This is a genomic window from Pseudomonas sp. PDM18 (assembly GCF_014852585.1).
Taxonomy (GTDB): Bacteria; Pseudomonadota; Gammaproteobacteria; order Pseudomonadales; family Pseudomonadaceae; genus Pseudomonas.
The window spans coordinates 140682-163512 of record NZ_JACVBX010000013.1; the positions used below are offsets into that span (position 1 = coordinate 140682).

Annotated in this window: 19 protein-coding genes; 9 read left to right on the forward strand and 10 right to left on the reverse strand. The window is 65.2% G+C overall.

What is annotated here, in order from left to right; genetic code table 11:
• Positions 1-64: 64 nt before the first annotated feature.
• From pcsA to IB274_RS23920, 5 genes are all read right to left on the reverse strand, one after another.
• Positions 65-781: a phosphatidylcholine synthase gene (gene pcsA, locus IB274_RS23900; RefSeq protein WP_192435272.1), complete on the reverse strand. Its 717-nt coding sequence runs from the start codon at positions 779-781 to the stop codon at positions 65-67.
• A gap of 328 nt (positions 782-1109) precedes the next feature.
• Positions 1110-1886 (reverse strand): amino acid ABC transporter ATP-binding protein, encoded by a 777-nt coding sequence (locus IB274_RS23905; RefSeq protein ID WP_192435274.1) that lies wholly within the window; start codon positions 1884-1886, stop codon positions 1110-1112.
• Positions 1887-1898: 12 nt separating this feature from the next.
• Positions 1899-2996: an amino acid ABC transporter permease gene (locus IB274_RS23910; RefSeq protein ID WP_192435276.1), complete on the reverse strand. Its 1098-nt coding sequence runs from the start codon at positions 2994-2996 to the stop codon at positions 1899-1901.
• Positions 2997-3003: 7 nt separating this feature from the next.
• Entirely contained in the window at positions 3004-4188 is a 1185-nt protein-coding gene (locus tag IB274_RS23915; protein WP_192435278.1) for an amino acid ABC transporter permease, read from the reverse strand.
• Positions 4189-4306: 118 nt separating this feature from the next.
• Positions 4307-5335, reverse strand: coding sequence for an amino acid ABC transporter substrate-binding protein (locus IB274_RS23920; RefSeq protein WP_081516109.1), 1029 nt, complete (start codon positions 5333-5335; stop codon positions 4307-4309).
• A 512-nt stretch (positions 5336-5847) separates the two neighbouring features.
• On the opposite strand from IB274_RS23920, the gene IB274_RS23925 reads away from it, so the two are divergent.
• The 9 genes from IB274_RS23925 (at position 5848) to IB274_RS23965 (ending at position 17647) form a co-directional block, all read left to right on the forward strand.
• A complete protein-coding gene (locus tag IB274_RS23925) occupies positions 5848-6501 on the forward strand; it encodes an alpha/beta hydrolase (protein WP_192435280.1) in 654 nt (217 codons plus the stop codon).
• 32 nt (positions 6502-6533) lie between these two features.
• Positions 6534-8426 carry an acyl-CoA synthetase gene (locus tag IB274_RS23930; protein ID WP_192435282.1) on the forward strand — a complete coding sequence of 631 codons (1893 nt, stop codon included), beginning with the start codon at positions 6534-6536 and terminating at the stop codon, positions 8424-8426.
• A gap of 151 nt (positions 8427-8577) precedes the next feature.
• Complete coding sequence (locus tag IB274_RS23935; protein ID WP_024767150.1) at positions 8578-9516, forward strand: GGDEF domain-containing protein; 939 nt, start codon at positions 8578-8580, stop codon at positions 9514-9516.
• A 77-nt stretch (positions 9517-9593) separates the two neighbouring features.
• Positions 9594-10751, forward strand: a complete 1158-nt coding sequence (locus IB274_RS23940) for a dipeptidase (RefSeq protein WP_192435284.1) — start codon at positions 9594-9596, stop codon at positions 10749-10751.
• A 96-nt stretch (positions 10752-10847) separates the two neighbouring features.
• Positions 10848-12398: an ATP-dependent RNA helicase RhlB gene (gene rhlB, locus IB274_RS23945; RefSeq protein WP_318652919.1), complete on the forward strand. Its 1551-nt coding sequence runs from the start codon at positions 10848-10850 to the stop codon at positions 12396-12398.
• A 289-nt stretch (positions 12399-12687) separates the two neighbouring features.
• Positions 12688-14646: a methyl-accepting chemotaxis protein gene (locus IB274_RS23950; protein WP_192435288.1), complete on the forward strand. Its 1959-nt coding sequence runs from the start codon at positions 12688-12690 to the stop codon at positions 14644-14646.
• 196 nt (positions 14647-14842) lie between these two features.
• Positions 14843-15790, forward strand: a complete 948-nt coding sequence (locus IB274_RS23955; protein WP_192435290.1) for an ornithine cyclodeaminase family protein — start codon at positions 14843-14845, stop codon at positions 15788-15790.
• Between the two features lie 13 nt (positions 15791-15803).
• A complete protein-coding gene (locus IB274_RS23960; protein WP_192435292.1) occupies positions 15804-16934 on the forward strand; it encodes an NAD(P)/FAD-dependent oxidoreductase in 1131 nt (376 codons plus the stop codon).
• An 89-nt stretch (positions 16935-17023) separates the two neighbouring features.
• Positions 17024-17647, forward strand: a complete 624-nt coding sequence (locus tag IB274_RS23965) for a transcriptional regulator (RefSeq protein ID WP_192435294.1) — start codon at positions 17024-17026, stop codon at positions 17645-17647.
• 369 nt (positions 17648-18016) lie between these two features.
• Here IB274_RS23965 and IB274_RS23970 read toward each other — a convergent pair whose 3' ends face one another.
• The 5 genes from IB274_RS23970 to narJ all read right to left on the reverse strand — a co-directional run bounded on the left by IB274_RS23970 (position 18017) and on the right by narJ (position 22826).
• The gene (locus IB274_RS23970) at positions 18017-18793 is read right to left on the reverse strand and encodes an ABC transporter substrate-binding protein (protein ID WP_192435296.1); all 777 of its coding nucleotides are present in this window, start codon (positions 18791-18793) and stop codon (positions 18017-18019) included.
• Between the two features lie 563 nt (positions 18794-19356).
• Entirely contained in the window at positions 19357-20343 is a 987-nt protein-coding gene (gene moaA / locus IB274_RS23975; RefSeq protein WP_192435298.1) for a GTP 3',8-cyclase MoaA, read from the reverse strand.
• A gap of 116 nt (positions 20344-20459) precedes the next feature.
• Positions 20460-21278, reverse strand: a complete 819-nt coding sequence (locus IB274_RS23980; RefSeq protein WP_192435300.1) for a peptidylprolyl isomerase — start codon at positions 21276-21278, stop codon at positions 20460-20462.
• A gap of 118 nt (positions 21279-21396) precedes the next feature.
• Positions 21397-22083 (reverse strand): respiratory nitrate reductase subunit gamma, encoded by a 687-nt coding sequence (gene narI / locus IB274_RS23985; RefSeq protein ID WP_045210685.1) that lies wholly within the window; start codon positions 22081-22083, stop codon positions 21397-21399.
• 2 nt (positions 22084-22085) lie between these two features.
• Entirely contained in the window at positions 22086-22826 is a 741-nt protein-coding gene (gene narJ / locus IB274_RS23990; RefSeq protein ID WP_192435303.1) for a nitrate reductase molybdenum cofactor assembly chaperone, read from the reverse strand.
• Positions 22827-22831: the final 5 nt, after the last annotated feature.

Genomic DNA, 22831 nt, shown 5'->3' on the forward strand with positions numbered 1-22831 from the left:
CCGCCGGACAACACCGTTCGCGAGCAAGCTCGCTCCTACGCGGATCTGTGGATCGACGGAAGAATCAGTGGAACCACTCCATCGCCGTACGCCACACGCAAACGCCGACAAAGTAAGCCGAAGCCACGAACCACAGGCCCAGCAGCCAGGGCTGGTCCACCGGATGCTGGAGGATCAGCAGCGCGCTGCTGAGCATCCAGACGAAGGTCACGGCGATGTTCAGCGGCATGAACTGGCGTACGCGGAAGGGGTGCAGGAACTTCATGCGGGTCAGGGTCAGCGCGGCCAGCACCAGCACGGTAACAAAGCTCACCCAGGGGTTCGGGTCGAGCACGAAGAAGTACACCGCCACCACGTTCCAGGCGGCCGGGAAGCCGACGAAGTAGTTGTCCTTGCTCTTCATGTTGACGTTGCAGAAGCAGAACAGCGAGGACACCAGGATCACCCCCACCGCCAGCAGCTCGGTATGCACCGGCAGCGGCACGTAGCGGTAGATGAAGATCGCAGGGATGAAGACGTAGGTGAGGTAGTCGATCACCAGGTCCAGGGTCGAGCCATCGAAGTGAGGCAGCACCGCCTTGACGTCGAACTTGCGCGCCAGGGTGCCGTCCAGACCATCCACCAACAAGGCCGCGCCCAGCCACAGCAGGCAGGCCTGAGGCTTGTTGTCGACCAGCGCGAGGAGCGCAAGCAGCGCGAGGATGACACCGCTGGAGGTCACCGCGTGGGCGCCCCAGGCCTTGGCTTTGCTGAGGTTCAATGGCGATAGGATCAGGTTCACGTCGGCTCTCTTCCTTTGGACGGCGGATGCAGGGGAGCTACCTGAAACGGTAGCCCATCCCTGACAAACCACTGCACATGGGAACACCGATGGGGCGGCCGAGTTCAGCCGGTTTTCCCGATGCGCACCTTGTTGCGGTGGAACCGGCAGCATACGCCGTTGCGGCGCTGGCTTGCCATCGGGGGAGACGAGCGTTGCAAGGTTGGCCTGGCGGGATGAGGAAAGGGGGAAAATCGCCGTAGGAGCGAGCTTGCTCGCGAACCGCCCGGCACCTGAGTGACCGGGGAATCCGTTCGCGAGCAAGCTCGCTCCTACGAAGAGCCCTCTGTCAGTGCAGGATCTGGCTGAGGAACAGCTTGGTGCGGTCCGACTGCGGGTTGTCGAAGAACTGGTCTGGCGGTGCCTGCTCGACGATCTCGCCCTTGTCCATGAAGATCACCCGGTTCGCCACGGTGCGCGCAAAGCCCATCTCGTGGGTCACGCAGAGCATGGTCATGCCGCTCTGCGCCAGGCCGATCATGGTGTCGAGCACTTCCTTGACCATTTCCGGGTCGAGCGCCGAGGTGGGTTCGTCGAATAGCATGATCTTCGGCTTCATGCACAGCGCACGGGCAATCGCTACGCGCTGCTGCTGGCCGCCGGAGAGCTGGCCGGGGAACTTGTTGGCCTGCTCCGGGATGCGCACGCGCTCCAGGTAATGCATGGCGACTTCCTCGGCCTGGCGCTTGGGCATCTTGCGCACCCACATGGGCGCCAGGATGCAGTTCTGCAGCACGGTCAGGTGCGGGAACAGGTTGAAGTGCTGGAACACCATGCCGACTTCGCTGCGGATCGCCTCGATCTGCTTGAGGTCATTGGTCAGCTCGGTGCCGTCGACCACGATGCTGCCCTGCTGGTGTTCCTCCAGGCGGTTGATGCAGCGGATGGTGGTGGACTTGCCCGAGCCGGACGGCCCGCAGAGCACGATGCGCTCGCCCTGCCTGACCTCCAGGTTGATGTCCTTGAGCACGTGGAACTGGCCGTACCACTTGTTCACACCCTTCATGGTGATCATCACGTGATCGCCGATGGCCGGCTGTGCGGTCTTGTTGGTGGCTTCAGACATGATGAATCGCTCCTAACGCTTGTGGCCCGTGTCCAGCTTGTGCTCCAGGTGCATGGAGTAGCGGGACATGCCGAAACAGAAAATCCAGTAGACGACCGCGGCGAATACATAGCCTTCGGTGGCCATGCCCAGCCAGGCCGGGTCCGCGGTGGCGCGTTTGATGCTGTTGAGGAAGTCGAACAGGCCGATGATGATCACCAGGCTGGTGTCCTTGAACAGCGCGATGAAGGTGTTGACGATGCCGGGGATCACCAGCTTGAGCGCCTGCGGCAGGATCACCAGGCCCATGGTCCGCCAGTAGCCCAGCCCCATGGCGGCCGCGGCTTCGTACTGCCCCTTCGGGATGGCCTGCATGCCGCCGCGCACCACCTCGGCGATGTAGGCGGCCTCGAACAGCACCACCATCACCATCGCCCGCAGCAGCTTGTCCAGGTTCATCCCTTCGGGGAGGAACAGCGGCAGCATCACCGAGGACATGAACAGCACGGTGATCAGCGGCACCCCGCGCCAGAACTCGATGGTGGTGACGCAGATGACCTTGATCGCCGGCATCTTCGAACGCCGCCCGAGCGCCAGCAGAATGCCCAGCGGCATCGCCCCGCAAATGCCGACCGCGGCGATCACCACGGTGAGCATCAGCCCGCCCCAGGAACTGGTCGGCACGGTTTCCAGACCCAGGAAGCCACCATGCAGCAGCCAGTAGGCCACGATCGGCAGCGCCACCAGGAAGCCCAGGCCGTACTTCGCCTTGTGCAGGAAGCGCTTGAGGAACAGCGGCGCCGCGCCGAACACCACGAACAGCACAGTGAGGTCCACGCGCCAGCGCAGTTCCTCAGGGTAAAAGCCGTACATGAACTGGCCGAAGCGCGAGCCGATGAACACCCAGCAGGCGCCCTCGCGGGAGCAATCGGCGCGGGTTGTGCCGGTCCAGTCGGCCTTGATGATCGCCCACTCCAGCAGTGGTGGCAGGATCAGGTAGACCAGGTACAGGCCGACCAGGGTCAGCAGGGTGTTCAGCCAGCTGGAGAACAGGTTGGCACGCAGCCAACCGAGGACGCCTACGCTCATCGCCGGTGGCGGCAGGTCGGGCTTGAAGGTATGAGTTGCCATCTTCTGCTTACCTCTCGACCAGCGCGATGCGCTTGTTGTACCAGTTCATCAGCAGCGAAATGCTGATGCTGATGGCCAGGTAGACGCTCATGGTGATCGCCATGGTCTCGATGGCCTGGCCGGTCTGGTTGAGCACCGTGCCGGCGAACAGCGAGACCATGTCCGGGTAGCCGATGGCGGCGGCCAGCGAGGAGTTTTTCGCCAGGTTCAGGTACTGGCTGGTCAGCGGAGGAATGATCACCCGCAGCGCCTGCGGGATGATCACCAGGCGCAGCGTCTGCCCCGGGCGCAGGCCCAGGGAGCCGGCCGCCTCGGTCTGGCCGTGGCTGACCGCCTGGATGCCGGCGCGCACCGTCTCGCCGATGAAGGCGGCGGTGTAGACCGACAGCGCGAGCACGATGGACACCAGCTCCGGGATCACCACCCAGCCGCCACGGAAGTTGAAGCCCTGCAGCACTGGCACGTCCCAGTGGAAAGGCGCGCCGGCTACCAGCGACACCAGACCCGGCAGCACGATCAACAGGGCCAGGCCGCTGAGGAACACCGGGAAGGCCTTGCCCGTGGCATGGCGGCGGGCCTTGGCCCACTTCCAGATCACCGCCCAGCCGACCAGCGCCAGGATCACCGCGACGATGAACGGGCCGAGGCCGTCGGCGGCGATCGGCGCGGGCATCTGCAGGCCGCGGTTGTTGACGAAGAACAGGTCGCCGAAGCTGATGCTCTGCCGCGGGTTCGGCAGCGGGCCGAGCACGGCGAAGTACCAGAAGAATATCTGCAGCAGCGGCGGGATGTTGCGGAAGGTCTCGATATACAGGGTCGCCAGCTTGCGGATCAGCCAGTTGGGCGACAGCCGCGCCACACCGAGGATGAAGCCGAGGATGGTGGCGAAGACGATACCGATCACCGTGACCAGCAGCGTGTTCAGCAGCCCGACCATGAACACCCGTCCGTAGGTGTCGCTTTCGCTGTAGTCGATCAGGTGCTGGGAGATGCCGAAGCCGGCGCTGTGGTCGAGGAAGCCGAAACCAGACTGGATGCCGCGGTGGGCGAGGTTGGTCTGGGTGTTGTCGAAGAGGAACCAGCCGACCGCCACAACGATGATGACGGCGATGACCTGGAATGCCCAGCCGCGCACGACGGGATCGTTGAGCGATACCCCCCGCGGACGCTGGGCCTTGACGGAATTCTGCATGTAAGCCCTCTCGGAAGGCCGCCGGGCGACCAAGGGGCTACGCCCGAGATCGCCCGGAAGGCTTCACGTCGTTCGAAACAGTCCGGCGCCCAGACTCCGGGCGCCGGAGCGGGTCAGGTCAGCGCACCGGCGGTGCGTACTGCAGACCACCCTTGTTCCACTGGGCGTTGAGGCCACGCTTGATCTTCAGGTCGCTACCGTCGCCGACGTTGCGATCGAAGATCTCGCCGTAGTTACCCACTTGCTTGACGATCTGTACCGCCCAGTCCTTGGGCAGCTTGAGATCCTTGCCGTAGTCACCCTCGGCGCCGAGCAGACGCGCGACGTCCGGGTTCTTGGTGCTCTTGGCCTGTTCCTCGACGTTCTTCGAGTTGATGCCCAGTTCCTCGGCGTTGAGCATCGCGAAGAGCGTCCAGCGGGCGATGTCGAACCACTCCTCGTCACCCTGGCGCACGGCCGGGCCGAGGGGCTCCTTGGAGATCACTTCGGGCAGCACCACATAGTCGTCCGGCGCCGCCAGCTTGATGCGCTGGGCGTAGAGCTGCGACTGGTCGGAGGTCAGCACGTCGCAACGGCCGGACTCCAGCGACTTGGCGCTCTCGTCGGAGGTGTCGTAGGTGATGGGGGTGTACTTGAGGTTGTTGGAGCGGAAGTAGTCGGACAGGTTGAGCTCGGTGGTAGTGCCGGCCTGGATGCACACGGTGGCGCCGTCGAGTTCCTTGGCGCTGGAGACGCCGAGCTTCTTGTTCACCAGGAAGCCCTGGCCGTCGTAGTAGGTCACGCCGACGAAGTTCAGGCCCATCGCGCTATCGCGGGAGCTGGTCCAGGTGGTGTTGCGCGAGAGGATGTCGATCTCGCCGGACTGCAGCGCAGTGAAGCGCTCCTTGGCGGTCAAGGGGCTGTACTTGACCTTGGTCGAGTCGCCGAACACGGCCGCCGCCACGGCGCGGCAGACGTCCACGTCGATGCCCTTGTACTGGCCCTTGGCATCGGCATACGAGAAGCCGGGAAGACCGTCACTGATACCGCACTGCACGTAGCCTTTCTTCTTCACAGCATCCAGGGTGGCGCCGGCATGCGCGAGGCCGCTGATGCCGAACACAGCGGCGGTGGTCAGCACTGCCAGGGTGGATTTCACCATCTTCATCGATCTTCTCCGTTGCTTTTTTAGTGTTTTGGAGTCCCGGTTCCACCGCCGTACCCTCGTGAGGCACCAGCAAGACAACAAACGGGATGGAGACCTGAAGGTGAGTCTAGACGGCCTATGAAAAATCCTACGGACGCCGCGAACACACCTTCGAGCGCACAGGTCTTGCGCGCTGGAACGGGTCATCAAGGGATCATTGCGTGAAGGCGAAGGCTCGCCGCGCCGACTGTTGACCGCAGTCGGCACGGCGGGCCCTGAAGCAGCCCAAGGCTTTCGCGGCGCCACTTCCGGTACAGCTTTCCGGATGGGGTCGGTAGAGTGTTACCGGAAGTGGGGCCGCACAGCCTGCCAGTAGCGATAGCAAGGGCCGTACCAGCCTAGGAACGTTCGTGTAATTTCGTGCAGTCAAGTCCCACAAGTTATGGCCATGCGACATCTTCTTGCATCGCCCCTCCTCCCTTTTTCCCACGCAGCGCCCCTTCCTAGAGCGCCTGCCCCATCCTGGAGCCTCCATGACCCAGCCACTGATCCTCGAACCCAGCCAGAGCGTCGACTCCTGCGTCATTTGGTTGCACGGCCTGGGCGCCGACCGTTACGACTTCGAGCCGGTAGCACAGATGCTGCAGCGCAGTTTCACCTCGACGCGCTTCATCCTGCCCCAGGCGCCGACCCGCCCGGTCACCGTGTTCAACGGCATGCCCGCACCCAGCTGGTACGACATCCTCGCCATGGCCCCGGCCCGCGCCATCGACGACGCGCAACTGGAAGCCTCGGCCGACGGCGTGATCGCCCTGATCCAGGGGCAGATCGACCAGGGCATCGCGGCCAAACGCATCATCCTCGCCGGCTTCTCCCAGGGCGGCGCTGTGGTGCTGCACACCGGCTACCTGCGCTGGGACGGCGAGCTGGGCGGGGTCATGGCCCTCTCCACCTATGGCCCGACATTCAGCGAAGGCATAAGCCTGCCGGCTACAAAAAGACAACTGTCCGCCCTTTGCCTGCATGGCACTTTCGATGACGTGGTGACGCCGGCCATGGGCCGCGCCGCGTACGACTTCCTGCAGGCCAACCAGGTGCCCGCCCAGTGGCGCACCTACCCGATGAGCCACGAAGTGAGCAACGAGGAACTTGGCGATATCGGCGCCTGGCTGCGGGAGCGCCTGTGATCCCCTGAACCCTGCGGAGAACAAGAAGAAGCATGAACGCCCCGATCAGCAGCCTGCGTGACGTCGAAGCCCTGGAACAGGTCCCGCTGCAAGACCGCGACCTGCCGCCCAACACCTATGAACTGCTGCGCCGTTCGGCGCAGCAGTTCGGCCCGTCCACTGCCCTGAGCTTCCTGCTGCAAGGCTCGGCGGCGGAGGAGCCGGTCAAGGTCAGCCACGAGCAGTTGTTCGCCCGCGTCACCCAGGCGGCGAACGCCTTCCACCGCCTGGGCGTGCGGCCGGGCACTGCGGTGTCGTTCCTGCTTCCCAACCTGCCGCAGACCCACTACGTGATCTGGGGCGGCGAAGCGGCGGGGATCGTCAACGCGATCAACCCGCTGCTTGATCCCGAGCACATCGCCGAACTGGTGCGTGCTGCCGACTCCCGCGTACTGGTGACGTTGGCGCCCTTCCCCGGTACCGATCTCTGGAGCAAGGTCGCCGGCCTGCGCGAGCACCTGCCGGAACTGAACGCCATCGTCACCGTCGACATCGCCAACCTGCTGCCCGATCCACAGCGTTCGGCGATCAAGACCGCGCGCGACGCGCTGCCCGAAGGCGTGCTGGACTTCGACGAACTGCTCGCCCAGTGCCCGGCGGACCACCTGGAAAGCGGCCGGGTGATCGGCCCGGACGAAGTCGCCTCCTACTTCCACACCGGTGGCACCACCGGCACCCCCAAGCTCGCCCCGCACAGCCATTTCAACGAAGTGGCGATGGCCGAGATAATGGGCCTGAACTCCGACTACGACGGCAACGACGTGCTGCTCTGCGGCCTGCCGCTGTTCCACGTCAACGGCGTGATGGTCACCGGCCTTGCGCCCTTCATGCGCGGCGGCGAGGTGCTGCTGGCCGGCCCCCAGGGCTATCGCAACCCGACACTGATCCAGGACTTCTGGAAGCTGGTGGAGCGCTACAAGGTCACCAGCTTCAGCGGCGTGCCGACCATCTACGCCGCGCTGCTGCAAGTGCCCAGCGAGGGCCGCGACCTCTCCAGCCTGCGCTTCGCCCTATGCGGCGCGGCACCGATGCCGGTGGAGCTGATCCGCCAGTTCGAGGCGAAGACCGGCCTGAAAGTCATCGAAGGCTACGGCATGACCGAAGGCACCTGCGGCACCAGCTGCAACCCCCGCGGCGGCGAGCGTCGCCCCGGCTCCATCGGCCTGCGCCTGCCCTACTGCGAGTTGAAATCGGTGATCCTCGACGGCGATGGCCAGTACCTGCGCGACGCCGCCGTGGACGAGATCGGCACCATCTGCCTGCGCGGCCCCACCGTTTTCAAGGGCTACCTGCAGGCCAGCAAGAACAAGGACATCTGGGTCGACGGTGACTGGTTCAACACCGGCGACCTGGGCCGCATCGACGCCGACGGCTACATCTGGCTCACCGGCCGTAGCAAGGACCTGATCATCCGGGGCGGCCACAACATCGACCCGCAGATGATCGAGGAAGCCCTGCACCGCCATCCCGCCGTGGCCATGGCCGCTGCCGTGGGCAAGCCGTGCCTGAAGGCCGGCGAGCTGCCGGTGGTGTATATCCAGCTCAAGCCAGGCATGCAGGCGAGCGAAGCGGAACTGCTGGAACACGCCGCCCGGCACGTGCCCGAACGCGCGGCGGTGCCCAAGGACGTCTGGCTGCTGGATGCCATCCCGGTCACCGCGGTGGGCAAGACCTTCAAGCCAGCGCTGCGCCTGGATGCCATTCGTCGCGTGTTCGAGGACGAGACACGGCACCTGTCCCCGGCACCTCGCATCGAGGTGATCGCCGATGACCGTTTTGGTCAGAAAGCGCGTCTTTTCGTTGGCGGCCTCGACCTAGACTCTCGCGCCGCACTGGCTGACCGTCTGGGCGGTTACGCCGTGCACGTGGAGCTAGTGGAACACTGATGAAACACCCGGCCGACCGCCGGTCGGCCGGGTCTGACCTCGAATTGCCAGTAGTCAAATCTGACTAATACTGATGGCTCAATGTGCGAAGAGGACTACAGGGAGAGTCAGTCGTGCACATCACAAGCCGCCATCCAACATCCGTTTCGCCATGAAAGCCGCGCAGTGGAAAGAGGACATCCGCCAACTCCAGCACCTGCGCCTGTTCCAGAACGTGGCCGCGGCCAATCTGGAGCAGTTGCTCAAGGATTTCCGCGCCTGTGAACTGGAGCGCGGGGAAATCCTGCTGTCGCCATTCAACCGCAACCACTTCCTTTATATGGTTCTTACCGGGCACCTGACGGTGTACCTGGGGTCGCTCGACAACCAGCCGGTCAGCACCCTGCATCCGGGTGACTGCGCCGGCGAGATCAGCTTCATCGACAGCGACCACCCCTCCGCCTACGTCGTCGCCAGCGAACCGACCACCGTGCTACGCCTGCACCGCGAAGCGCTGATCGGCCTGTTCGAGCACTCCCCGCAGGTCATGCAGAACCTCCTCTCGGTGCTTTGCGAGCGGGTGCGGGAGGGAAATCGGATCATTCTCGACACCGAGCAGAACGCCAACATCGACACCCTCACCGGCCTGTTCAACCGGCGCTGGCTGGAACACATCTACGACCGCGAGAGCACGCGCTGTGCCTTCAACGAACAGCCCATGTGCATGCTCATGCTCGATGTCGACCACTTCAAGAACTATAACGACGAACACGGCCACCTGGCCGGCGACTACGCGTTGTGTCTGGTTGCCCATACGCTGCGCAGCCAGTTACGCCCCAAAGACAGCATGGCGCGCTACGGCGGCGAGGAGTTCGTCATCCTGCTGCCGGAAATCGCCATCGATGAAGCCCGGCGTATCGGTAACCGCCTCCGCCAGAGCCTCGAGCAGGTCACCTCCTTCTATTCGCCGGTGGGCGTGCTACCCGGCGTCACCGTGTCCCTGGGGCTGGCCGAGATGGATATCCAGGAAAACCTGCCAAGCCTGATCCTGCGCGCCGATGGCGCCCTCTACCAGGCCAAGCAGAAGGGCCGCAACTGCCTCTGCGGCTGAGCTCCGCTTCCCTTCGCCAGCCCTTCTGCTAGATTGCGCCCCAGCAAGAAAACCAATAACAAAGCTGGGAAGCTGACATGCGCAAACTGCTGATCATCCTGCTCGTCCTGCTGGCCGTTGGCCTGGGAATCTTCTTCAACCTGCCGGGCTACATGGACCGCAAGATGAACACCGTGGCCAGCCCGCCGCCCTACCCCGCCTCGCCCGAGGCCCAGGCGCTGCACCAGACCCTGTTCGTCGCCGACCTGCACGACGACGCTCTGCTCTGGGACCGCAACCTGCTGGATCGCCACGACCACGGCCACACCGACCTGCCGCGCCTGCTCGAAGGCCACGTCGGCCTGCAGGTGTTTTCCACCGTCACCAAGACCCCGCGCGGCCTGAACTACGAAAGCAACAGCGCGGACAGCGACAACATAACCCCGCTGGTCATCGCCCAGCGCTGGCCCGCGCGCACCTGGAACAGCCTGCTCGAACGCGCGCTCTACCAGGGCGAACTGCTGGACAAGGCCGCCGCCGACAGCCAGGGCAAGCTCACCCTGGTGCGCAGCCGCGAAGACCTAACCCGCTACCTCGCGGCCTGGCAGAAAGACCCGAAGCAGCTCGCCGCCGTGCTCGCCACCGAAGGCCTGCACCCGCTCGAAGGCAAGCTCGAGAACATCGACCGCATGTACGACGCGGGCTTCCGCATCATGGGGCTGACCCATTTCTTCGACAACGAAGTCGGCGGCTCCGCCCATGGCCTGAAGAAAGGCGGGCTGACCAAATTCGGCCGCGAGGTCATCCCGCGCCTGGAAGACAAGAAGATGCTGATCGACCTGGCCCACGCCTCGCGCCCATTGATCGACGATGTACTGGTGATCGCCAGGCGCCCGGTGATCGTTTCCCACACCGGCGTCGCCGGCACCTGCCCCGGCCCGCGCAACCTGACTGACGCCCACCTGCGCGGCATCGCCAACACGGGTGGGGTGATCGGCATCGGTTACTGGGACGGCGCAGTCTGCGAAACCTCGGTGGAGGCCATCGTCAAGGCCATGCGCTACGCCGCCGACAAGGTGGGCGTCGAGCACGTGGCGCTGGGTTCGGACTTCGACGGCGCAGTCAATGTGCCCTTCGACACCACCGGCCTAGCCCAACTGACCCAGGGCCTGGCGAAAGCCGGCTTTAGTGACCAGGACATCGCCGCCATCATGGGTGGAAACGTCCGCCGGCTGCTGCTGGAGAACCTTCCGTAGCCCAAGTCAATAGGCAGAATGCCCGTGGCACTTCGCCCTGCGGGCATCTTGCATTACACTGGCGGCCGTTCATTCCTTAACCAGTACGAGATCAACGTGCTCAAAGCACTCAAGAAAATCTTCAGCAAGGGTGATGGCGAGCAGCCCGTCACCACGCCGGCAGCCCCCGCACCCGCTGCCTCCCAGCCCGCCCCGAGCGGCGAAAAGCGTCCGCGCAAACCGCGCAATCCGCGCCCCGAGGGCGACAACGGCGAGAAGCCGGCCCGCGGTCCGAAGAACGACAAACCCCGCGCCGAGCGTTCCGACAAAGGCGAACGCGGCGAAAAGCGCGAGCACGCGCCGAAGCACGAGCATGCCAAGGCCGAGGGTGCAGACAAGCCCCGCGAGCCGAAACCGCGCCGGGAACGCAAGCCGCGTCCGCCGGTGGTGGACAACTGGAAGCTGGAAGACTTCGTAGTCGAGCCGGCTGAAGGCAAAACGCGCTTCCACGACTTCAACCTCGATCCGCGCCTGATGCACGCCATCCATGACCTGGGCTTCCCGTACTGCACGCCAATCCAGGCGCAGGTACTGGGCTTCACCCTGCGTGGCCAGGACGCCATCGGCCGCGCCCAGACCGGCACCGGCAAGACCGCGGCGTTCCTCATCTCGATCATCACCCAGCTGCTGCAGACCCCGCCGCCGAAAGAGCGCTACATGGGAGAGCCGCGTGCGCTGATCATCGCGCCGACCCGCGAGCTGGTGGTGCAGATCGCCAACGACGCCCTGGGACTGGCCAAGTACACCGGCCTGAACGTCATGAGCTTCGTCGGCGGCATGGACTTCGATAAGCAGCTCAAGACCCTGGAATCGCGCTTCTGCGACATCCTGGTCGCCACCCCCGGCCGTCTGCTGGACTTCAACCAGCGCGGCGAGGTGCACCTGGACATGGTCGAGGTGATGGTGCTGGACGAAGCCGACCGCATGCTCGACATGGGCTTCATTCCGCAGGTCCGCCAGATCATCCGCCAGACCCCGTACAAGGGCGAGCGCCAGACCCTGCTGTTCTCCGCCACCTTCACCGACGACGTAATGAACCTGGCCAAGCAGTGGACCGTCGAGCCGGCCATCGTCGAGATCGAGCCGGAAAACGTCGCCAGCGATACCGTCGAGCAGCACGTTTATGCCGTTGCCGGCAGCGACAAGTACAAGCTGCTGTACAACCTGATCGCGCAGAACGACTGGACCCGCGTGATGGTCTTCGCCAACCGCAAGGACGAAGTGCGCCGCATCGAAGAACGCCTGACCAAGGACGGCATCAGCGCCGCCCAGATGTCCGGCGACGTGCCACAGCACAAGCGCATCAAGGTCCTGGAAGGCTTCCGTGAAGGCAAGATCCGTGTCCTGGTCGCCACCGACGTCGCCGGCCGCGGCATCCACGTCGATGGCATCAGCCACGTGATCAACTTCACCCTGCCCGAAGACCCGGACGACTACGTGCACCGCATCGGCCGTACCGGCCGCGCCGGCAGCACCGGTACCTCCATCAGCTTCGCTGGCGAGGACGATGCCTTCGCCCTGCCGCCGATCGAGGAACTGCTGGGCCGCAAGATCAATTGCGAGATGCCGCCCACCGAGTTGCTCAAGCCGGTACCGCGCAAGCACTGATCGCTTGTTGCACCAGAAGAAGGCGAAGCCACATGGCTTCGCCTTTTTTGTTTCCACCGGCGTTACCGCGGGTGACGAATTCCCCTTGCTAGAGCCTGCCATTCCTCCTGCCGGACCCGCTGGGACGACCGTACGGCATCCCCCCGCAAACAATGGCCACGCGCCATTACCCGCGCAATAGGCCTGTCCCCGGCCGTTTCTGCTCAATTTTATTTACAGACGTAAAAAAATTCGCACGCTTCTTGCAAAGCACGCGAGAACAATTCCAAGAACTCGTCGGAATCCTCCCATGCCCTTGCGCGCCAAACTTGCTCTGAGTTTCCTCTCGGTCGGCCTGATCCCCGTGCTGGTGATGGCCATCGTGGTCTATCTCCAGGCCAGCCGTGCCCTCGAAGACCAAAGCCTGAACGCCCTGGAGGCGGTCGCCAGCATCAAGCAGCGGCAACTGATGGACGCCTGGAAGGCCCGTAACGACCAGCTCAGCAGCCTCGCCACCAACCTGGGCAGTAACTACGCGGGGCTGGACAGCGAATCCCTGGTGACTACCGCCAACTACGACCGCCCGGTGTTCGAGAACTTCATCAAGACCTTCGGCTACCGCGAACTGCGCCTGGTGGCCGGCGACGGCACGGTGGTGTTCAGCCTCGGCCGTGGCGTGGATTACCAGCAGAACGTCGATGCGCCGAAATGGCGCGACACCGCCTTCGGCAAGTTCATTCGCGGGGCACTCAACAGCGGCAAGGCCAGCATCAGCGACCTGGAACAGGCGCCCAACGACCAGCAGCCGGTGCAATGGCTGGCCGCGCCGATCAAGGACAACGGCAAGCTGCAACTGCTGCTGGTGCTGGAACTGCCGCTCGCCTCGATCAACGAAGTGATGCAGAACCGCCAGGGCCTGGGCGACGCCGGCGAGACCTACCTGGTCGGCGGCGACGGCAGCCTGCGCTCGGATTCGGTGCGCTTCGCCGATCACCACGTGCGCCGCGACAAGGAAAGCCCCACCGCGATTCCCGGCCAGGCCATCGAGAAAGCCTTGGCTGGCGAGCAGGGGCGTCTCACCGAACCCGGCCTGAGCAACGAGACGGCGCTGAAGTCCTTCGTCCCGCTGAACCTCGACGGCCTGCACTGGGCGCTGGTGGCGGAAATGGACCAGGCCCAGGCCTTCGCCCCGGTGCGCAAGCTGATGTGGCAGATCCTCGTGCTCGGCGTGCTGACCCTGCTCGGCGTCGCCGCCGGCACCTGGCTGGTCAGCCGCAGCGTGATGCGCCCTCTGGGCGGCGAGCCTGCCAGCATGGCCGCGCTGGCCCAGCGCCTGGCCAATGGCGAACTGCGCCTGAGCGACGATGCCAGCGCCAGCAGCGGCCTGATGCAAGCCCTGCGCGAGATGACCACGGCCTGGCGCCAAGTGGTGGAACGCCTGCGTCAGGCCAGTGAGGCCGTGGGCGATGCCAGCGGTGACATCCTCGACGCCGCCGGGCGCACCAGCAACCACCTCGATCAACAGCAGGAAGCGCTGGAGATGGTGGTCAGTGCTGTCGACCAAATGGCCGCGACCGTGCAGGAAATCGCCGGCAGCGCCAGCCGCAGCGCTGACGGAAGCGCCGCCGCGCGACAGGCCTTCGTCGCCATGCAAGGCACCCTGCAGCACATGATCGGTCGCCAGGACCAGTTGCTGGTCGGCCTGCGCCAGGCAGACGGAGTGGTGCAGACGCTGGCCGGCGAGAGCCAGCAGATCGGCTCGGTGCTGGACGTGATCCGCTCCATCGCCGAACAGACCAACCTGCTCGCCCTCAACGCAGCCATCGAAGCCGCCCGCGCCGGTGAAGCGGGCCGCGGCTTCGCCGTGGTCGCCGACGAAGTGCGCAGTCTCGCCCAGCGCACCCGCAGCGCCACCGACGAAATCGTCGCCATCGTCGGCAGCCTGGGCGACTCTTCTGTCCAGGCGCAGTCGAGTATGAGCGGCGCCAGCGAACAGGCGCACACCCTGGAGCACGACACCCAGGCCGTGCTGGAAGCCCTCGGCGCGCTGGACGATTCGCTGCAGGGGGTGCACGCCATGGCCTTCCAGATCGCCGCCGCAGCCGAACAGCAGGCCGCCACGACCCAGGAAGTGAACCAGCATATGCACCGACTGAGCGACATGACCGTGGAAAACCGCAAGACCGCCGCGCACACCCGCGATTGCGGCGAGCACTTGCGCCGCGTGGCCGGCAGCCAGGAAGAACTGGTGGCGCAGTTCAAGCTGTGATCCGCGAGCGCTTTTCGTAGGACCGAGGGGGACGCCTAGTCCTTGCTCGCGAATCCGCATAACACCGGGATCGCCGGCAGAATGCGTTCGCGAGCAAGCTCGCTCCTACAAGGGCCCTCCTCCCGACCACACGCTCTTGCCGATCAAGACAATCGAGTCCAGAATGGAAAAATAAATCCACACCTGGAGTCTCGCCATGTCCGCCGCCACGCCTTTCACCCTCAACCAGGCTGACGCCGAACGTCTGCTCGAACAGGTCGACGTGCTTCAGGCGATGCGCGACATGTTCGTCGAGCTGGCCGCCGGCAGCGCCGTACAGCCCGCGCAGCAACTGGTGGAATTCCCCAATGGGGGCGGCGACTTCATCAACTACCTGGGCGTGCTGGCCTCGCAGAAGGTCTACGGCGTGAAGACCTCGCCGTACATCGTGCGCCAGCCCAAGTCGCTGGTCACCGCGTGGAGCCTGCTGATGTCCATGGACAGCGGTCAGCCGCTGCTGCTGTGCGACGCCGGCAGCCTGACCACGGCGCGCACTGCCGCTACCACCGCCCTCGCCGTGCAGGAACTGGCCCACCAGAACGCCAAGCGCCTGGCTATCGTCGGCAGCGGTCCAGTCGCCCGTACGCACCTGCGCTACGCAGCTGGCCTGCGTGACTGGCAAAGCATCCGTATCTACTCTCCGAACCTGAGCGCTGGCGTGCTGGCCCAGTTCGGCGCCATTGATTCCCGCGCCGAACCCGCCACCAGCGTAGAAGCCGCCGTGGCCGACGCCGACGTAGTGCTGCTGTGCACCTCGTCCGGTACCCCGGTGCTCGATCCCGCGATCCTGACCAAACCGGCGCTGATCACTTCCATCAGCACCAACGTCGCCCGCGCCCACGAAGTGCCACCACGGTCGCTGGCGCAGATGGACGTGTACTGCGACTACCGCGCCACCACCCCGGCGTCCGCCGGCGAGATGCGCCTGGCCCGCGACGAGCACGGCTGGAACGGCGCCATCCTCGGCGACCTGCCGGAACTGGTCAGCGGCCAGGTTGCCAAACCGGACTACCAGCGCCATGCCTTCTTCCGCTCCATCGGCCTGGGCCTGGAAGACGTCGCCCTGGCCAATGCGCTCTACCATCTGCAACGCAAGAACGCCTGAGCCGGAGACGAACATGATCGAAGTCGACTACCTCATCATCGGCGGCGGCATCGCCGGCGCCTCCACCGGCTACTTTCTCTCCCGCCACGGCAAGGTCGTCGTGCTGGAGCGCGAGTCCCACGCCGGCTACCACTCCACCGGCCGGTCGGCAGCGCTGTACACCGTGGCCTACGGCACGCCACAGGTGCGCGCCCTGACCGCCGCCAGCCGCGACTTCTTCGACAACCCTCCCGAGGGCTTCGTCGAACACCCGATCCTCACCCCGCGCGGGGAGATGACGGTGGACTTCGAAGGCAACCCGGAAGAACTCCAGCGCCAGTACGAAAGCGCCCTCGCCAGCGTGCCGGAAATGCGCCTGCTCGATGCCGATGAAGCCTGTGCCATCGTCCCGGTGCTGCGCCGCGAGAAAGTCCACGGCGCGATGCTCGACCCCAGCGCTGCCGACATCGACACCGACGGCCTGCTGCAGGGCTACCTGCGCGGCATCCGGCGCAACGGCGGCAGCGTACAACTGGATAGCGAAGCCCTGGAAATCAGCCGCATCGACGACGCGTGGGAGGTACGCTGCGCGCAGCAGACCTACCGTGCGCCGGTACTGGTCAACGCCGCTGGCGGCTGGTCCGACAAGATCGCCGAACTGGCCGGCGCCGCGCCCCTGGGCCTCACGCCCAAGCGCCGCGCCGCCTTCCTCTTCAGCCCGCCGGAGGGCGTGGACAGCCACGCCTGGCCGGTGCTGGTAAGCCTGGACGAGTCCTTCTACTTCAAGCCCGATGCCGGCATGCTGCTAGGCTCGCCGGCCAATGCCGACCCGGTGGAGCCCCACGACGTGCAGCCCGAAGAGCTGGACATCGCCCTGGGCATCTACCAGATCGAGGAGCACACCACCCTCAACATCCGCCGCCCGAGCCACACCTGGGCCGGCCTGCGTTCGTTCTTCGCCGATGGCGACTTGGTCTCCGGCTATGACCCGGCCACGCCCGGCCTGTACTGGGTCGCAGGGCAAGGTGGCTACGGCATCCAGACCTCCGCAGCGATGGGCGAGGCCAGCGCCGCGCTGATCCGCCGCGAGGCCCTGCCCGAGCACCTGACCCGCCACGGTCTCACCGCCGAAATGCTGTCCCCGGCGCGCCTGCTGGCCGAGTGAGTCGCCATTCGTGACAGCCCGCGGGCGCTTGCGGCACACTCGCCAGCGCCCGCGCCATCGCCCGCCTAATCGCCTCGAGAGCCTTGCCCATGACCGCCGCTGATCCGCTGGACAACTACAAGGCCATCGCCGACGCCATCGCCGCGCTGTTCTTCCCCCATGCCGAAGTGGTCATCCATGACCTGCGCAATCAGCGCGTGGCGTATCTGGCGAACAACATCTCCAAGCGCGAGATCGGCGACGACTCGGCGCTGGAGGACATGCTCGAAGGCAGTCATGACGAGCGCAACATCGGCCCCTACGAGAAGCTCAACTGGGACGGCCAGAAGATCCGCTCCATCAGCACCGTGCTGCGCGATGCCAGGGGCGAGCCGCTCGCAGTGCTGTGCATCAACCTCAACATCACCCTCTTCGAGACCGCCAAGGCGGCGCTCGACCTGTTCCTCTCCTCCAGCAAGGTCATCCCGCAGCCGGACGCGCTGTTCCGCGACGACTGGCAGGAGCGTATCAACACCTTCCTGCATGGCTGGCTGCAGCAGCGCCAGCTGAGCCTCTCCACCCTGAGCCGCGACCACAAGCGCGAACTGGTCCTGGCGCTGCATGCCGAGGGCGCGTTCAAGGGCAAGAGCGCGGCGAATTACGTCGCCAACGTGCTGAACATGGGGCGCGCGACGGTGTACAAGCACCTGAAGGAGTTGAGGGAGGAGGTCTGAGGCTTTCCTTCCTCGCTTGCCGCCACCTATAGGAGCGAGCCTGCTCGCGAACCGCACTCTGCCGCACTCACGGGGGGATGCTCGCAATCCCCTTGCGACCTGGGCGCGCGGATCGATGGGTATCGCTGCGTTCCACGCCATCCTACGGCGAGGTTTTCCTGTTGCCGCCGTGCAGATGGGTAGATTCGCGGACAAGGTCCACTCTTATGGGCAGTGCCGAGTTGGGTGGGTTCGCGAGCAAGCTCGCTCCTACGAAGAGCCGATACACCGGCAATGGGCAAGTTCGCGACCACGAACTTGGCATCCCCCTCTGTCCTAGGAAAAGCAGAAGGCCGCCCGAAGGCGGCCTTTGTATCGATCGGCGGAAGATCAATCGCCGTAGATATCGCTCTTGAAGTACTTGCCCTCGATGGCCTTGTACTTGCCATTGGCGCGCAGCGCGTCGATGGCGGCATTGAGCTGGCCGACCAGTTCGGTGTTGCCCTTGCGTACCGCGATACCGGCACCCTCGCCGAAGTATTTCGGATCCTTGAACTCCGGCCCGATAAAGGCGAAGCCCTTGCCACGCGGGGTGTCCAGGAAGCCGATCTGCAGCGGGATGGAGTCGGCGAAGGTGCCGTCCAGGCGGCCCGCCAGCAGGTCCAGGTAGATCTCGTCCTGGCTGGTGTAGCGCACCACGTTGGCGCCGGCCTTGCCCAGTACCTCGGTGGCGAAGCGGTCAGCCGTGGAGCCGCGCTGCACGCCGATGTTCTTGCCCTTGAGCTGGCTGAACTGCTCGTCCAGCTGCGAGCCTTCCTTCATCACCAGGCGGCCCGGGGTGAAGTAGTACTTGTGGGTGAAGTCCACCGAGTGCTTGCGCTCTTCGGTGATGGTGATGGAGGACAGCGCGGCGTCGATCTTGCGCACCTTCAGCGAGGGGATCAGGCCGTCATACTCCTGCTCGACCCACTGGCACTTGCGCTTCATCTCTTCGCACAGCGCATTGCCGATGTCGTAGTCGAAGCCGGCGATGCCGCCCTCCGGGGTCTTGAACGCGAAGGGCGGGTAGGCCGCCTCGATGCCGATGCGCAGCGGCTTGTCGTCGGCGTGGGAGAAGGTGGCGAAAGCGGCCAGCATCAGGCCGCCCAGCAGGGCTTTGCGATTCATCAATGAACTCCGTTGTGTGGTCGCCGGGGCGAGCGCCGGCCGGTACGTCTTGGCAGTGAGTACGGCATTTTGGGGTTCGTCCAGGGGCGCAACACAGGAGGTTGCAGCGGCATTGCCTTGCCCTCACCCAGGCGAACGACTTCTTGTTCTGGCTTGTTCTGCTCCGTCCACGCGCGGGCGCGCGTAAACTTAAAATCCAATCTGGACTAAAAAGTACACAACGTCAATCGCCCTGCGACCGCACGGCACACTCCCCTTTGCGCGCCCTGCGCTACTCCTTCGGAGGAATGTCTCGCACCGGGCTGGCGCCTTAGTCTGGAAGCGTTCCGAAGCGATCCGAGGAGGATTCGAAACGATTCTTTCGCATGATTTACCGTAGCTTCCACGGTTATACCTTTGGCAGATGCCCGAAGCCCCCGCGATACGCTCATGTCGCAGGGGCTTTTCTTTTGCCTGGCGAAAGATGCGAAAGCGGCAGATGACGCAGGGCATCATCTGCCGCTTCCGGGAGCAAGGCAGGCAAGGCAAAGGGCGGGCGCGAGGCCCGCCGAGGGAGGTCGGCTTCAGCCGCCGCTGAGATTCATGAAGCGCAGCACCTGCACGTCGCCAACGGTGAATTCGTGGCGTGCCGGCTTGCGCTGCAGGGCGCCGCGCAGGGCTTCGAGGATCGGTTCGTCGTGCAGCGGATGGCGGCGCAGCAGGCCGCGCAGGTCCAGGGAGTTCTCGTGGCCCAGGCACAGCAGCAGGCGGCCTTCGGCGGTCAGGCGCAGGCGGTTGCAGGTGGCGCAGAAGTTGTGCGAATGCGGCGAGATGAAACCGATGCGCGTACCCGGATGCTGCGCCAGCCGCACGTAGCGTGCCGGGCCACCGCTGTGTTCGGTGCTGTCCAGCAGCTCGTGGTGCTCGGCGATCAGCGCGCGGACTTCGTCGCTGGAGCAGAAGCTCTCCTCGCGCTCGCGGCCGACCTGACCCAGCGGCATCTCCTCGATGAAGCTGATGTCCAGCCCGTGGGCGATGGCGTAATCCACCAGCGCCGGCACTTCGTCGGCATTGCGGCCCTTCATCACCACGCAGTTCAGCTTGATGTGCTCGAACCCGGCTTGCTGGGCGGCGTCTATTCCACGCAGCACTTGCTCCAGGCGCCCGGTGCGGGTGATGGCGGCGAAGCGTTGCGCATCCAGGGTGTCGAGGCTGATGTTCAGCCGGGTCAGGCCGGCGGCGTGCAGGTCACCGGCCAGCTTGCTGAGCTGCGAGCCGTTGCTGGTCATGCACAGCTCGCGCAGGCCGGGCAGCGCCGCGAGGCGTTCGCAGAGGTGGACGATGCCGGGGCGCACCAGCGGTTCACCGCCGGTGAGACGCAGCTTCTTCACGCCGCGCTCGACGAAGAGGCGCGCTACCCGTTCGATCTCTTCCAGGGTGAGCACCTGCTGACGCGGCAGGAAGCGCATGTTCTCCGACATGCAGTAGACGCAGCGGAAGTCGCAGCGGTCGGTTACGGACAGGCGCAGGTAGTCGATCTTGCGACCCTGGCCGTCGATCCATTCGGACATGGTGTTTCACTCCGGCCGGCCTTCACTATCCACGGTGAAAGCCGAAATTCATGGCCGTTTCCGAAGCCCCTCTCTCCTCTGGGGGAGGAATTGGGAGAGAGGGGCCCGGAACCGGTTCACTGCACCAGCGGCGACTCTGCTCCGTCGAAGACGAAGCCGTCGATCCGGGCCTCGCCGGCCAGCACGCTGATGTACTGGCTGACCGCGCGCTGCAGCACCTGGGCGCGCAGGTAGGCGGCGATGCGCGGGCGCGCCTGCGCGAAGTCCAGCGGCTCACCGCCATCGCGCTCGATCAGCTCTACCACATGCAGGCCGTAGCGACTTTCCAGCGGATGGCCGAGCAGGCCGGGTTGCTGTTGCAGCAGGCGTTTCTCGAACTCGGGGACGGTCTGCCCCGGTTCGATCCAGCCCAGTTCACCGCCGTCGTCCTTGGACGGGCAGTCGGAGAAGCGCATCGCCTTCTCGGCGAAACGTTCGGGATGTTCACGTAGTTCGGCCAGCAGCTCCTCGGCCTGTTCGCGGGCCTTGGCGCGGCCTTCCAGATCGTCCGGCGCGCAGCCCAGCAGGACATGGCGCAGGCGCATGCGCCAGGGTGCGGTCAGGCGGGTGGGATTGGCTTCGTACCATTGGCGGCAACTGGCTTCGTCGGCTTCGGGCACGCCGACTTCACGGTCGATCAGGGTGCGGATGCGCGCTTCTTCCAGGGCCTCGCCCTCTTCCGCTTCAGCCTCAAGGCCCAGCGCATCGGCGCGCTGCACCAGCAGCTGGCGTACCACCAGCGCGCGGCAGGCGGAGTAAAGCGCCTCGGCGTGGCTGGACGCGGGATGGTATTGCAGCTCGCGGGCCAGTTCGTCCTCGGCGATGGCGACGCCGTTGACTTCGATTTTCGGCAGGTCGACGTGTTCGACCTTGGCTTCGTAGTGGGAACAACTCATTTCGCTTACCTCCGGTAACCCTCTCCCCTGCCCTCTGACTGGGCGTCCCCCCCATGAAGGGAGAGGGGGAAGAGCTTCAGGTGGGGCGGACGACGCACCAGCGTCATCCGCCGCTGCTTCACGCTGCGCGACGCTTGGTACGGACCACCTGGTAGCGGCGGCCGAAGTACCACACCGGGGCGCTGACGATATGCACCAGGCGGGTGAAGGGGAACAGCACGAACAGGGTCAGGCCGAGGGTCACGTGCAGCTTGTAGACCAGCGATACCGGGGCGATGGCCTCGGCGGCAGCCAGCGGCTGGAAGGTGACGATGGACTGCGCCCAGTTGGCCAGCATGACCATCACCGAACCATCCAGGTGATGGGTGGAGGCGACGATGGTGGAGAGGCCGAGGATCAGCTGGACGTAGAGCACCAGCAGGATCATCAGGTCCGATGCGTTGCCGGTGGCGCGTACACGCTCATTGGTCAGGCGGCGCAGGATCAGGCCGGTCAGGCCGATGAAGCAGAGGATGCCAAAGAAGCCGCCGGAGACCATCGCCAGCAGTTGCTTCTGCTCGGTGCTGATCAGGTGCTCGTAGACCGCGTGCGGAGTCAGCAGGCCGACGAAGTGCCCGGCGAGGATGAACAGCACACCGACGTGGAACAGGTTGCTGTAAACGCGCATGCCCTTCTTGCTCAGCATCTGGCTGGAGCCGGCTTTCCAGGTGTATTGCGAGAGGTCGAAGCGCGCCCAGCTGCCGATCAGGCAGATGGCCAGCGCGACGTAGGGATAGATCCCGAACGCTAGAAGATCGAGGGACATGTTCAGACTCCTTCTCTGGCCGCCCGGTACTGCACTTGCGGCACCGGCTGGGCGACCCACTGCATGGGTTGTTCGGCGGCGGAGGAAATCCGCCGGGCGCTGGTGGACGGGCAACCGACGGCGGGCTCGGTAAAGCTCACCGGGGTTTCCTCCCAGGCCTTGTCGATGGCTTCCAGGCTGTCGTCGCGCACTTCCTGTTCGCGGTCGCGCTTGAGCGCGCCGAGGTCGGGCTGTTCGCCGGACAGCTCCAGCAGGCTGTTGAAGATCGCCGCATAGCTGCTGCCGCGCTCTTCCAGGCGCAGGGCGATCAGCGCCAGGATGTGCGCGACTTCGGCGAGACCCGCGCGGGCCGACTCGGCGTCCTGCAGGGCGAGGAACTCCAGGTACAGCGGCAGGTAGTCCGGCAGCTCGTTGACGTCGATGACCAGGCCCGCCTGGGTGTAGCGGTCCATCAGGTCGACCATCGCCTGGCCACGGTCACGGCTTTCGCCGTGCACGTGTTCGAACAGCAGTAGGGAGACCGAGCGACCGCGCTCGAACAGCCCGTCGTAACGGGCCTGGACGTCGAGGATGTCGCCCTTGCACAGCTCGTTGAGCAGCGCGGCGAGGCCGTCGCGCTGCTTCTCTGGCAGGTCGCAGGTGCGGATCAGGGCATGCAGCGCCAGGCTTTCCTCGCGCAGTTCGACGCGCGGGTAGTCGAGCATCAGCGCGCTGAGCTTGAGCAGTTGGCTATGACTGTCCATATCGA